Below are 13,301 nucleotides of genomic sequence, written 5' to 3'. Positions count from 1 at the left end.
GCGTCGCGCCGCCCGAGAGCGCACGTGCAGAGCTGGGTCCGGATCGAAGTTTCCTGAGGTTCCCTGATGCAATTCCTGTCTCACATGCGCATCGGTCAGCGTCTGGCCGTGAGCTATGCCCTGCTGATCCTGCTGCTGATGGCCATCGGTGCCTACGGCGCCGCCAATGCCAACCACCTGGCCAAGGATCTGGACCGCACCGCGAATTCCAGCCTGGTCAAGATCGCCACCGCCAACGCGCTGGAAGGCGACGTCAACGTCATCGCCCGCGCCTCGCGCGACCTGCTGCTGCTGGACGAGGCGCGGCAGATCAAGAAGCAGAAGGCCGCCATCGATGGCGCCATGCAGGAGCTGGACAAGCACCTGGGCGAGCTGCAGGGCCTGGTCGATGACGACAAGGAAAAGGACATCGTGGGCCAGGTGCAGGAGCGCCAGGGCAAGTTCATGGCCTCGGTGAGCAAGTTCCTCAAGATCCAGGCTGACGGCAGCCCGGACGAAGCCCGCGAAAGCCTGATCACCGATGTGCGCCCGGCGCAGCAGGCCTACCAGGAAAGCCTCAAGCGCCTGGTCGAGTCGAAGTTCGAGAGCGCCCGCGAGCTGGCCGAGTCCGGCTCGACGCTGGCCAGCCGCTCGGTCGCCATCACGATGGGTCTGGTGGTCGTGGCCGTGCTGATCGGCGGCGGCGGTGGCGTGGCCATCTCACGCTCCATCATCGTGCCGGCCCGCCAGGCCAAGGACGCCGCGCTGGCCATCAGCTCGGGCGACCTGTCGCATCGCATCCAGGCCAGCGGCCAGGATGAGCTGGGCCAGATGCTTCACGCGATGAAGGACATGCAGGATGCGCTGTCGGGCGTGGTGAACAGCGTGTCGCAGGCGGCGGGCGAAGTGGCGCACAACTCCGGCGCCATCGCCAACAGCAACAGCAATCTGTCGGACCGCACGGCGCGCTCGGCGGCCAGCCTGCAGAACACGGCGGCCTCGGTCGAGCAGATCGCCGCCAACCTCACCGGCGCCAGCGAGCTGACCCGCAAGGCGGCCGGCATCGCCGGCAAGGCCCGCCAGTCGGCCTCGGCCGGCGGCCAGGTCGTGGCCCAGGTGGTCTCGACGATGGAAGAGATCAGCACGAGCTCGCGCAAGATCGGCGACATCATCGGCGTGATCGACGGCATCGCCTTCCAGACCAACATCCTCGCCCTGAACGCCGCCGTGGAAGCGGCCCGCGCCGGGGACCACGGCAAGGGCTTCGCCGTCGTGGCCTCGGAGGTCCGCGCCCTGGCCTCGCGCAGCGCGCAGGCGGCCAAGGAGATCAAGGTGCTGATCCAGGAATCGTCCGTGAAGGTCGAGAACGGCACCGCCCTGGTCAACAACGCGGGCGCCACCATCCGCAGCGTCGTGGACGAGGTCAACAACATGGGCCAGCTGATCGAGGAAATCTCGCATTCGGCCCAGGAGCAGGCGGCCGGCGTCGGCGTGGTCAACGGGGCCATGAACGAGCTGGACCGTGCCACCCAGCAGAACACCACGCTGGTCGACGAGCTCAGCCGCTCGACCGAAGCCCTGCGCGACAGCTCGAGCCGTCTGCTCGACGCGGTGGGCTTCTTCCGGGCCTGACGTCCCGGCGCCCGATCCACGCATCCCCTCCCTCTTTCCCAGCAGTAGCCCTCCAGAGACTCCCATGAAGAAGACTTCCCTCCTTGCCGCCAAGTTCCTGCCCGCCGCCGCCGCCCTGCTGCTGGCCTTCGGCGCCCAAGCCACGCCCAAGCTCATCAAGAAGGTGGCGCCGGAGTTCCCGCGCGAGGCCGCACAGAAGGGCATCAGCGCCGGCACCGTGAAGGCCAAGCTGAGCATCGAGGCCGATGGCAAGGTGTCCGGCGTGGACATCGTCGAGTCCGAGCCGCGCCGCGTGTTCGACCGCGCCGTGACGACCGCCCTGATGGACTGGCGCTTCGAAGCCGGCACCGAGAAGCAGACCCACGAAGTCAAGCTGGTGTTCAAGAACGACGACTGAGTTTGTGCCGCGGGTCGCCCTCCGGCACCCCTGAACGGCCACAGGCCCTCGAGTGATCGAGGGCCTTTTCCATGGGCCCATGGGCGGCGCCCACAAGAAAAAACGCCGGGCTTTCGCCCGGCGTCTTCATTCCGCGTAGGGATCGAGGGTCGATCAGTACGTGGCCTTCAGGCTGGTGCTGCTCACGGTGGAGTAGGCGTTGACCAGGATGTAGTAGGTGCCCGCGGCCGGCGACGTGAAGGTGATCGTCTCGGTGTTGGTGCTGCCGTCCGACTTCTTGGTGTACGAGGTCGTCGTGGGAGCGGTGGTCATGCGGGCGTAGATGTCGCCATCACCCGTGCCGCCCGACAGCTTGATCGTCAGGCTGGCCTTGCCCGACGGCACCACGATGCTGTACAGCTTCGAGGCGCCGGTGGCCAGGCTGATGCCGCTCACGGTCACGCCGTTGGTCAGCGGGGTGGCGGTGGTGCCGGTGCCGGAGCAGCTCACGCCCACAGCCGAGAAGGCGGCGGTGACGTCGGCCGTGGTGTAGCCGCGGCTGGTGGCAGCCTTCTCGACACCGCAGGCGCCGGCGTTGAAGGTGCTGTTGGCCGTCCAGTACAGGCGGTTGGCGTCAGCGAAGACTTCGAAGGCCTTGCGGGTGTTCCAGCCAGCCTTGGTGGCCAGGTTGTAGAAGGCCTTGTTGTACACGCCCGAGCTGTAATGCACGTCCAGGCTGCTGGTGTACTTGCTGGCGTTGTCGATGGAACGGCCGTCCTTGGTCGGGTTGTCCATGTAACGCAGGGCGCCGGATCCCTTGAAGATTTCGTAGCCGACCAGCCAGTCGTTCGAGCCCTTCATGTAGTACTCGGCCGCTTCACCGGCCATGTCGGAGAAGGCTTCGTTCATGCCACCGGACATGCCGGAGTACACCAGGCCCGAGTTCTGCTCGGTGAAGCCGTGGCTGATTTCGTGCGAGGCGACGTCCAGGGAGACCAGCGGGTAGAAGGTCGAGGCGCCGTCACCGAAGTGCATGGCGGAGCCGTCCCAGAAGGCGTTCTCGTAGCTGCTGCTGTAGTGCACCTTCATCAGCAGCTTCTGGCTGATGGGGCGAACGCCCAGCCAGTCCTGGTACATGTTGAAGATGACGTTGCCGAAGTAGTGGGCGTCGTTCATCGGCGAGTAGGCGCCGTTGATGGCCTTCACCGTGTTGCGGGGGCAGGTGAAGCTGTGCGGGGTGGAGCCCGAGGTGCCGCCGTTCAGGTTGATGGTGGCCACGTTGGTGCTGTCCAGCGCGCAGGTGGAGCCGCTCTGGGTCACGTTCAGGTAGCCCTTGCCGGCGGTGGTGCCGTACTCGTACTGGCCGGTCTTGGCATTGCCGCCAGGGCCCGTGCCGTTGGCGTGGTGGATGCCTTCCCACTGCTGCAGCACTTCACCGGTGTTGGCGTCGACCAGGTAGTTGGGACGCTCGGGCTTGCCGATCGAGTGGCCGGTCAGGAAGCTGACGTGGTAGACCAGACGGGCCTTGCCGCTGTCGTCGAGCTTGACGTACAGCTTGGCGCTGTCGTTCTCGGTGCGGAAGGCGCCTTCCTTGGCCTTGACCAGGGTCAGGGCCGAGCTCTGGCTCAGGTTCGGGCGGCTGTGGGCCAGGTCATCGGTGATGCCGCGGATGCGGGCACCGGAGAAGCTGCTGGTGGGGCCGTCGTTGTGCTCGACGATCGCCTCGCCCCAGACGGGCACGCCCTGGAACATCTGCTGGTGACGGGTCACCACGCGGCCGCTGGCGTAGGTCTTGCTGGTGACGGTCTTCAGCTCGTCGGAAGCCAGGCCGAGGGCGGCGGCGGCGTTGGATTGGCCATTGCTGGAGGCCTTCAGCGCATTCTGGGCGCCGTTGCTGACCTGCAGGTCCAGCTCTTCGCGGTTGGCGGCCAGGGCCTGCACGGCCATCGTGACGGCAGCCAGGGCAAAGGCGCTCTTCAGCGCGGTCTTCATTTGCTTGCTCATCTTGCTCTCTCTTTGCTTGTTGTTTGGGGTTTTCCCCATTTCGTCCGGTCTGGCCCGGTGGGGCCGGCGACCGGTCCTCGTCGACGTGAGCGTCCGGGTGGCGACGCCCAGCCCTGCCGACAAGTCCCGGACCACGTGCCCTCCATCGGAAAGGCTCGCATCCATGCGCCTGTCGGCGCCCTGGCTCCACGCGACCGCAATACCTCCAACAGCCGTGCCTAGCAGGTGGGAACGGATGCTAGCCACCGCTATTTGGTCGCCTACCTGTCAGTTCTGACATCCATATTTCCCCCGCTTGCCGCAGAGGCTTCGAAACGCGAATCGCACAAACGGGCGAGTGGCGGCCACGGCAACCTCGATTCGCCAAAGATCACCGCCCCGGGGCGAGGCGTTGCAAAAGCCCGGCGCTGACGCGCTCTTGCGAGGGCAGAGTGAGGCAAGATGCGGGTCTTCGCAGCTCCCCGGTTTCGCTTGCAATGTCCGGTGACGTCCAACCGCTGTACGACACAGACGACGCCTTGCAGGCCTGGTACGCGCACGGCGTCTTGCATCTGTTGCCGACAGAAACGTCCACTTGCGTCCAGCTTGCATGGCAGTTGCGGGAGCGAGACAGCCGCCATGCCGCCGAATGTCTTGCCATCGCCACGCGGGAAAGCGAGAGGAGCGGGAAAGCCCTGAGCCCCCAGGCGCGCTGGCTGTCCCTGCTGACCCAGGCTGACCTGATGCGCCTGCAGGCCCACCTGGCGGAGGCGTCTGCGCTCATCGCCGGGCTGGCGCCCGAGGCCGCGCCGAGCCCGGTGCTGGCCGCGGATCTTCACGGCGTGCGGGCCGCCATCGCCACCGGCGCCGGCAACTTCGCGGAACGTGACGAGTGCCTGCGCCAGGCCGCCCAGTGTGCGGCCCTGGCGGCCGAGCCGGCGCGCGAGACCTTCTACCGCGCCGTCCTGGCCCGCCTGCAGGTGCTGCGCGGTCAGGCGCCCGAGGACGATGTCGGCGGCGAGGGCCCCGAGGGGGCCCACTGGCCGCTCTACGTCCAGTCCGCGCTGCAGCAGCTGCGGGCCACGCGGGCCTTCCGCCAGGGCGACTATGCCCAGGCAATCGAAGCCTATGTACGTTGCCACCAGCTGGCGCTGGCCAGCGGGCAGCTGCACCTGGCCATCATCGCGGCCGGCAACATCGGCAACGCCTTCACCAGCCTCAACGACCACGACGCCGCGCTCGAGTGGGTGCAGCGCGCGCTGGACCTTGCGCTGCCCACGGGCTGGCCCAGCGCCGTCGGCAGCTGCCAGAGCCAGGTCGGCGAGGCCCTGCGCCACCTCGGGCGCCTGGACCTCGCGCAGCAGCGCCTGGAGGAGGCCGAACAGACGCTGCGCCCGCTGCAGGCCTCGCGCTACTACGCCATCGCCCTGCGCTACCGGGCCGAGCTGGCCGTGGACCAGCAGCAGTATGCCGAGGCCCTCGAACGGCTCGATGCCCTTCAGGCGCGCGCGGAAGCCGCGCAGGCCCGGGACCTCGCCATGGACCTGCGCCGCAGCCGCGCGCTGGCCCTCATGCGGCTGGACCGGCTCGACGAGGCCCAGCAGGTCGCGCAGTCCTGCCTGGACGACGCCTGCCAGCAGCAGGTGGGCGACCAGCAAGTCCTGGCTCACCTCCTGCTGGCCCGGATCGCCCGCAAGCGCCATCGCCAGCAGCCCGGCGAGGAGCACCTCGCGCTGGCCGCCCGGCACCTGGAGCGGGCCCTGTCGGCCGCCTCGGCCATCCAGCACTACGCTCCGCCCATCGAGCTGCTGCAGCTGCAGGCGCGGACCAACGCCGACCTCGGTCGCTTCGAGCTCGCCTACCAGGCCGCCGTGGAGGCCAGCACGCTGCGCCAGCGCATGCATGGCCAGGACGTCACCGGCCGCATGCTGGCCATGCAGCTGCGCCACATGACCGAGAGCGAGCGGGCCGAGTCCGCGCACCACCGCGCGCTGGCGGGCGCCGAGGCGCGTCGGGCGGAGCTGGCACAGCAGACGAGCAGCACGCTCGCCCGCCTGGGGGCCATCGGCCAGGAGATCACGACCAAGCTCGACGCGCCCTCGGTGTTCGCCGTGCTGGAGCGCCATGTGCACGCGCTGCTGGACGCGCGCAGCTTCGCCGTCTACCTGATCGACGCGGACGGCCTCACGATGAGCTCGGTGTTCGACGTCGAGCATGGCGAGCACCTGCCGCCGCACCGCATCCGCCTCGACGCCGAGGAGAGCAACGCCGCCCGCGCGCTGCGGGAGCGGCGGGAGCTGCTGGTGTCGCTGGCCCCGGACGGCTCCGACCCGAGCCAGGTGCCCGGCACGATGCGCACCCTCAGCGCCCTCTTCGCCCCGCTGACCGTCGGCGAGCGCGTGCTCGGCGTGATGACCATCCAGTCGCCTCAGCAGAATGCCTATGGCGAGATGGAGCGCCTGGTCTTTCGCACCCTGAGCGCCTACACCGCCATCGCGCTGGACAACGCCCGCGCCTACAGCGACCTGGGCGACGCGCAGAAGCAGCTCGCCGCCCAGGAAAAGCTCGCCGCGCTGGGCGCGCTCGTGGCCGGCGTCGCGCACGAGCTCAACACGCCCATCGGCAACTCGCTGTTGATGGCCGGCACGCTGCTGAACAAGACCGACGAGATCGAGTCGTCCATGGCGGCCAATGCATTGCGCCGCAGCAGCCTCGTCCGCTACCTCGACGAAGCCCGCCAGGCGGCGCAGCTGATCCATCGCGGCCTGCAGACGGCCGCCGGCCTCGTCGCGAGCTTCAAGCAGGTGGCGGTGGACCGCACCAGCGAGCAGCGCCGCGTGTTCGACCTGGCCCAGACCGTCACCGACATCGTGGCCACGATGATGGGCGTGGTGCGCAAGGCCGGCCACCGCGTGGAGATCGACATCCCGTCCGGCCTCGAGATCGACGGCTACCCCGGGCCGCTGGGCCAGGTGCTCAGCAACTTCATCAACAACGCGCTGCTCCATGCCTTCGAGGGCAGCTCGCGCGAGGGGCTGATGACCGTCCGCGCGCGCGCCACGGATCCCGGCTGGCTCGAGCTGGAGTTCGCCGACGACGGCGCGGGCATCCCCCCGGAGCTGCTGCACCGCGTCTTCGAGCCCTTCTTCACGACCAAGCTCGGGCGCGGGGGCACGGGCCTGGGGCTGTCCATCAGCTACAACATCGTCGAGCAGCTCTTCGGTGGTCGCCTGCGCGTGCACAGCAGCCCGGGCCGCGGCACCTGCTTCACCCTGGACCTGCCCCGGCGGGCCCCGCAGCGCGAGCAGGAAGGCGAGGCGCCCCTGCACCGCGCCGCCGAGGGTCCGGCTACGGGACAATAGCGGCCCAGTACCGCGACACACGAAAGAATCCAGAGCATGGCCATCCAATGGTTCCCGGGTCACATGCATGCGACCCGCAAGGCAATCAAGGAGCGCATGAAGCAGGGCATCGATGTGGTCATCGAGCTCCTCGATGCCCGTCTGCCGGGCTCCAGCGCCAACCCGCTGCTGGCCTCGCTGACCGACGGCAAGCCCAGCCTCAAGCTGCTCAACAAGCAGGACCTGGCCGATCCCGACCGCACGCAGCGATGGCTGGACCACTACAACGCCCTGCCCGGCACTCGCGCCCTGCCGCTGGACGCCGGCAACAAGGCGCCCGCCAAGGCCCTCGTGACCGCCTGTCGCGAGCTCGCGCCGCTGCGCGGCGGGATGAGCAAGCCGCTGCGCATCCTCATCTGCGGCATCCCCAATGTGGGCAAGTCCACGCTGATCAACACGCTGGTGGGCAAGAAGTCCGCCAAGACGGGTGACGAGCCGGGCATCACGAAGGTCGAGCAGAAGATCGTGCTGGCGCAGGACGCCTACCTCTTCGACACCCCGGGCATGCTCTGGCCGCGCATCCACATCCCCGAGAGTGGCTACAACCTCGCCGCCAGTGGCGCCGTGGGCCGCAACGCCCTGGATGAGGAGGAGGTCGCGCTCGAGCTGCTGGACTACCTGCGGGTGAACTACGCGCCCCTGCTGCAGGCCCGCTACAAGCTCGAGGGCGCCTTCGAGACGCTCAAGGACGATCGGCTGCTCGAGGCCATCGGCCGCAAGCGCGGGGCCGTGCTGAGCGGCGGGCGCGTGAACATGCAGAAGGCCGCCGAGATCCTGATGTACGACTTCCGCCAGGGCGTGCTGGGCCGCATCAGCCTGGAGACGCCGGACGAGTTCCAGGCCTGGTCCGCCGCGGCCGCCGTGGCGGACGCCGAGCGCGAGCGCCTGCTCAAGGAGAAGAAGGCGCAGCGCAAGGGCCGGTCCAGCCGCGACAGCTGGGATGCGGACCGCCATGCCGAGGCGGCCGACGGGGACGCTGACGTCGACGATGTCGACGAGGACGCGGAGGACGCATGAACGCCTCACGTCGCCTCGCTGCAGCCAGCCTGTGCCTGGCCCTGGCTGGCGGCTTGCCCGGCGGCGCCCAGGCGCAGGAGGATCGCCCGCTGCTGCTGCTCTACCGTGACAAGCCGCCCTACTCCTACACCGAGGATCGACAGCCCAAGGGCCTGCTGATCGAGCAGTCCCGGGCCGTGCTGACCGCCGCGGGTCTCGCCGTGCAGATGGAGGAGGCCCCGCTCAAGCGCATCCAGCTGGAGCTGCAGGCCAATGAGCGGCCGCTGTGCTCCCCGGGCTGGTACCGTCTGCCCGAACGCGAGCTGTATGCACGCTTCAGTCTGCCGATGTCCCAGGACGTGCCGCATGTCGTGCTGGTCGGGCCGCGGTCGGCCGCCGCCGTGCGTGCCCATCGCAGCCTCGCCAGCCTCCTGGCCGACGCGAGCCTGCGCATGGCCGTCGTGGACGGCATTTCCTACGGCGGGGAGCTCGACGGGCTCATCCGCCGGCAGACGCCCGCCCCGCTGCGCGCGACGGTCACGCCGGTGCAGCTCACGCGCATGCTGGGGGCCGGCCGCGCGGACTACATGTTCATGGACCGCGAGGACTACCTCTGGCTCGCGCGGCATGGCGAGGTCAGCCGGCAGCTCAGCTCGCTGAGCTTCCCCGACATGCCCGCCGGGCTGCAGCGCCACATGATGTGCAGCAAGAAGACGTCCGACGCGACGATGCAGGCCCTGGACGCCGCCATCCGTTCGCTCGGCATGCCCAAGTCCCCCGCGCCCTGAGACGAGCGCCCATGAGAAAGGGCCGCCTCCCTCGCGAGGTGCGGCCCTGCTGATGCAGGCGAGGCCGGCTGGCGCCGGTCCCTGCAGGATCAGAACTCGTCCTTGGCGCCGAGGCTCATGCCCCAGGGTCAGCGCCACTGCTGTGCAGCAGGAAGACGCCCGACGCGACGACGCAGGCCCTGGACGCCGCCATCCGTTCGCTCGGCATGCCCAAGTTCCCCGCGCCCTGAGACGAGCACCCATGAAAAAGGGCCGCCCCCTCGCGAGGTGCGGCCCTGCTGATGCGGGCGAGGCCGGCGGGCGCCGGCCCCTGCAGGATCAGAACTCGTACTTGGCGGTGAGGTTCATGCCCCACTGTGCCAGGCGGGTGCGGCCGGCGGCGTCGGTCGGGGTGACCAGCGGATCCGGCGTCGAGACGGCGTAGACCATCTTGCCGTCCGGCGTGATGCCGGCGAAGTTCACGAAGCTGCGGGTCGAGGGGAACCCAGCTTCGGAGATCTGGCCCCAGCGACGGTTCAGCAGGTTGCCGACGTTCATGATGTCCAGCGTGATCACGCCCTTGCCACCGCGGGTGAAGCCGCGCACTTCCTGCGACAGGCGCAGATCGAAGTTGTTGACCCAGGGAGCGAAGGCGGAGTTGCGACCCACGACACCGCCCTTGGCGTTGCGCAGGGCCTTGTCGCCGTTGACGATGTCCCAGAACGCGGCTTCGGCTGCGGCGCCCGAGGCGGCCACGGTCTGACCCGGCAGGCGGAACAGCACTTCGCCGGAGCCCGGGGCGGTCGGGATGTACATCAGGTCGTTGCGCGAGCGGCCGTCACCGTTCATGTCATTGCGGTAGACCCAGCTGTAGGGCTTGCCGGCACGACCTTCATAGAACACGCCCAGCGTGGTCTTGTAGTTGTCGACAAAGGCCTTGCTGAAGTTCACGGCGGCGCTGATGCGGTCGCGGATCAGGTACTGCGAGTTGGCGGCGACGTCTTCGTTGGGATTGAAGTTGGCGCGGTTGTTCCAGCTCGAGCTCGACACCGACGAGGCCAGCGGGCTGACTTCGGTGGCGGCCGTGCGGGTGTAGGCCAGCTGCCAGCGCAGGTTGGCGTTCACGCGCTGCGAGAGTTGCAGCGTCAGCGTGTCGCCGTCACCCTTGTTGGTCGACGACGCCAGCAGCACGTTGTTGTACGCGGAGTTGGCCAGAGCCTTGAAGCGCGAACCGCAAGCCGAGTTCACGGCTTCCGTGCCGGCGGTCCAGCAGGCTTCGCTGCGGCCCGCGGCGTTCCAGTACATCTCGCGACCGTCCGGAGCGTAGGCGGTCACCGTGCCCAGGTTCAGGTGCTGGTAGTACAGGCCCTGCTTGACCTTGGTGTGCAGCCATTCCACGCCGGCCTCGAGGCCGTACCAGGGCAGCTGGCCGTCCCAGGCCAGGTTGAGCTTCCACACGGACGGCTGCGACAGGCCCTTCTCGACGAAGTCGACGTTGGCCTGGGGCGTGCCGGTCAGCGACGGCTGGTTCGAGCCGTCGGCGCTGAAGCGCAGGCCCGTCGGGCAGGGCGTGGTGCCGGTACCGCAGTTGTAGACGGCGGTGGCGCCCACGTTCTGGTACGGGTTGGTCAGCCACACGTTGGCGGCAGCGCCCTGGAACAGGCCCACACCACCCCGGATCTGCGACTTGCGCTGATCCACGGTGTCCAGCTGGTAGTTGAAGCCCAGGCGGGGCTGCACCAGCCGCTGGCCGTCGACGTTGGCCGTGTTGTCCAGGCCGAAGCCGCCGGTCTGGCGCACGTTGGTGGTCGGGTTGCCCGGGATGACGGGCAGCGCAGCGGCGGCGTTGGCCACCGGGCGGTCATCCGTCTTGACTTCGTCGACGCGGATGCCGGCGGTGATGTTCAGCTTCTTGTTGATCTTCCAGGTGTCCTGGAGGAAGAAGCCGACGTTGGTCAGCGTCCAGTTGGCGATCGAGTCATCGAGCGACTTGCCCGGGAAGGGCAGCTGCACCGAGTAGGACGACGGGATGCCGTTGCGCAGCATCGTCAGCGGGTCGTTGGCCGTGCCCGGAGCGCCGTTGCCGGAGAAGGTGTAGTTGCCGCGGGTGTCCTGCAGGAAGACGTTGTAGATCTCGTTGCGGGAGAGGTCGGCGCCGCCCTTGATCTCGTGGTCGCCCACGAACAGGTTGCCGGCGAAGTAGCCGTCCAGCGTCTTGGTCTTCAGGTTGTTCAGGTGACGGCTGCGCTCGGTACCCAGGTTCAGGGTGCGGCTGCCGCCATTGGTCCAGACCAGGGACATCGCCGGCAGGTTGGTGTCGCTCAGCGTGGCCTTCTCGTAGTCGCGGTTCGAGATCTTCAGCTCGGTCGAGAAGTCTTCCGTCCAGTCGCTGAACAGCTGCGCCATGACCGTCTCGATGGTCTTGCGCTCACGGTACCAGTAGGAGCTCAGGGACAGCTGGTTGCTGCTGAAGCCCGGCAGCGTCGGCTCGTTCTGCTCGGTCTTGGTGTAACGGACGTTGGCGCGGTGCTTCTCGCTGATGTTCCAGTCCAGCTTCACCAGCACGTCCTTGACGCTCAGCTCGATACCGCTGACGTTGTCCAGGCTGCCGGCGTCCACCTTGTAGACGTCCTGCATGATCTTCTGGGCTTCGGCGATCTGGGCCTGGGTGATGTTCACCGCGGTGGCGTTCGTCGAGCCGGCCGGGCCGAAGGCGGGCGAAGAGATCGTGTTGTGCTGCTCTTCGTACGCGGTGAAGAAGAACAGCTTGTCCTTGATGATCGGGCCGCCCAGGGTGAAGCCGTACAGCTTTTCCTTGAAGGGGGTCAGGCGGGTGAAGGTGTCGGTCGGCGGACGGTTCCAGCGGCGGCCGGCCATGTCCTGGTCGCGGTACGCGTAGGTGGCGGTGCCCTTGAACGTGTTCGTGCCCGACTTGGTCACGGCGTTCACGTTGGCGCCGGTGTAGCCCTTCTGGGTCACGTCGTAGTTGGACAGATTGATCTGCACGGAATCGATGGCGTCCATCGAGACCGGCTGCTTCATCGTCGGCAGGTTGTTGGCTTCCAGGCCGAAGGTGTCGCTGATCGACACGCCGTCCACCGTGATGGAGTTGAAGCGGTTGTTCTGGCCGGCGGCCGAGATCTCACCGTTCTCCTTGTTGGTCTGGGCGATGCGGGGGTCCAGACGGGCGTAGTCCTGCAGATTGCGCTGCATGGAGAACTGCTGGGCCAGGTCGGCACCGGTCAGGTTCGTGCCCGAGCCCATGGTGGCGGAGTTGATCTTGCTGCTCGAGCCGGAGATCGTCACCTGCGCCAGCTGGTTCTGGGCCTGGCCGACGACCAGGTCGATGGCCGTGGTCTCGGCCAGGGCCAGGAAGACGCCCTGACGCTGGTTGCTGTCGCCACCCTTGGTCACGGTGATGACGTAGGGGCCCCCCACGCGCAGGCCGCGGGCCGAGTAGCGGCCTTCGGCGTCGGTCACGAGGGTGTTGGTCGAGCCGGACTCGGTGTGCACGAGCACGACGGTCGCGCCGGCCACGGGCTTGCCCTCAGGCGAGGTCACGCGGCCACCCACGGCGGCGGTGGTGTTCTGGGCCAGGGCCGGGGCGGCGGCCACGATGGCCACCGCGACGCTCAGCGCCGTGCGGGAAAAACGAGACCAATGCAAGTCGTTCATGCCGACAACTCCTCTAGGAAGAATGAAAAAACCGACAACCCGCCCAAGCTCATCCAGCCCGGCGGGTCAAGTGCACACAACAGAAACCAGATCAAGCGCAAACGTTTTACTTCTCGGTTTCTCAAAAAGCCAAACGTTTTCGCTCACCGGACTCAGCACAAAAAAACGCATGCGGGAGTCACTCCGGTACCGGCCCGTGCCGGGCAGACGCCCGCCGGACCGCATGGACAGAAGCGGCACCACCGGAGCCTGTCGGCCACGACGCCGCCTGGCGTCATCGACGGGCCGGCGCCCAGTGTGCCGCGGCCATGTGCAAGACAGATGACAGTGCGGACGACGGGCGGCCAGCCAATGCACGGATGAGCCTGGGCCGAATTCTGGCAGCAGGGCCCCGCCGGCCAGCTAGTGGAAGCCCCCAAAAGGTCGCGAGTGTTGCAAAGTGTGGCGACGACGCCTCACCCGCGCCGGGCTGGATTCAAGTGGTCTGCGTGC

7 protein-coding genes are annotated in these 13,301 nt (G+C 68.1%); 5 read left to right on the top strand and 2 right to left on the bottom strand.

Features of this window, described 5'->3' with window-relative positions:
* Window positions 1–66: 66 nt before the first annotated feature.
* Window positions 67–1,611 (top strand): methyl-accepting chemotaxis protein, encoded by a 1,545-nt coding sequence (locus tag QRD43_RS11940; protein WP_285982707.1) that lies wholly within the window; start codon window positions 67–69, stop codon window positions 1,609–1,611.
* 64 nt (window positions 1,612–1,675) lie between these two features.
* Entirely contained in the window at window positions 1,676–2,008 is a 333-nt protein-coding gene (locus QRD43_RS11935) for an energy transducer TonB (RefSeq protein ID WP_285982706.1), read from the top strand.
* Between the two features lie 153 nt (window positions 2,009–2,161).
* Here QRD43_RS11935 and QRD43_RS11930 read toward each other — a convergent pair whose 3' ends face one another.
* Window positions 2,162–3,991 carry a M4 family metallopeptidase gene (locus tag QRD43_RS11930; protein WP_285982705.1) on the bottom strand — a complete coding sequence of 610 codons (1,830 nt, stop codon included), beginning with the start codon at window positions 3,989–3,991 and terminating at the stop codon, window positions 2,162–2,164.
* A 596-nt stretch (window positions 3,992–4,587) separates the two neighbouring features.
* Between QRD43_RS11930 and QRD43_RS11925 the strand changes: the two genes are divergently transcribed.
* From QRD43_RS11925 to QRD43_RS11915, 3 genes are read left to right on the top strand one after another with little or no spacing between them, the layout of a single operon-like run.
* Window positions 4,588–7,332 carry an ATP-binding protein gene (locus QRD43_RS11925; protein ID WP_285982704.1) on the top strand — a complete coding sequence of 915 codons (2,745 nt, stop codon included), beginning with the start codon at window positions 4,588–4,590 and terminating at the stop codon, window positions 7,330–7,332.
* A 36-nt stretch (window positions 7,333–7,368) separates the two neighbouring features.
* Window positions 7,369–8,388, top strand: a complete 1,020-nt coding sequence (gene ylqF / locus QRD43_RS11920; RefSeq protein WP_285982703.1) for a ribosome biogenesis GTPase YlqF — start codon at window positions 7,369–7,371, stop codon at window positions 8,386–8,388.
* The gene (locus QRD43_RS11915; protein WP_285982702.1) at window positions 8,385–9,155 is read left to right on the top strand and encodes a substrate-binding periplasmic protein; all 771 of its coding nucleotides are present in this window, start codon (window positions 8,385–8,387) and stop codon (window positions 9,153–9,155) included. Before ylqF ends, QRD43_RS11915 begins: the two co-directional genes overlap by 4 nt.
* Window positions 9,156–9,473: 318 nt before the next feature.
* Here QRD43_RS11915 and QRD43_RS11910 read toward each other — a convergent pair whose 3' ends face one another.
* Complete coding sequence (locus tag QRD43_RS11910; protein ID WP_285982701.1) at window positions 9,474–12,809, bottom strand: TonB-dependent receptor; 3,336 nt, start codon at window positions 12,807–12,809, stop codon at window positions 9,474–9,476.
* Window positions 12,810–13,301 lie beyond the last annotated feature (492 nt).

It is taken from the genome of Roseateles subflavus, assembly GCF_030285365.1.
GTDB classification, from domain to species: Bacteria; Pseudomonadota; Gammaproteobacteria; order Burkholderiales; family Burkholderiaceae_C; genus Roseateles_B; species Roseateles_B subflavus.
The sequence above is the reverse complement of the archived record's forward strand: the minus strand, read 5'-3'. Positions and strand labels throughout refer to the sequence as shown.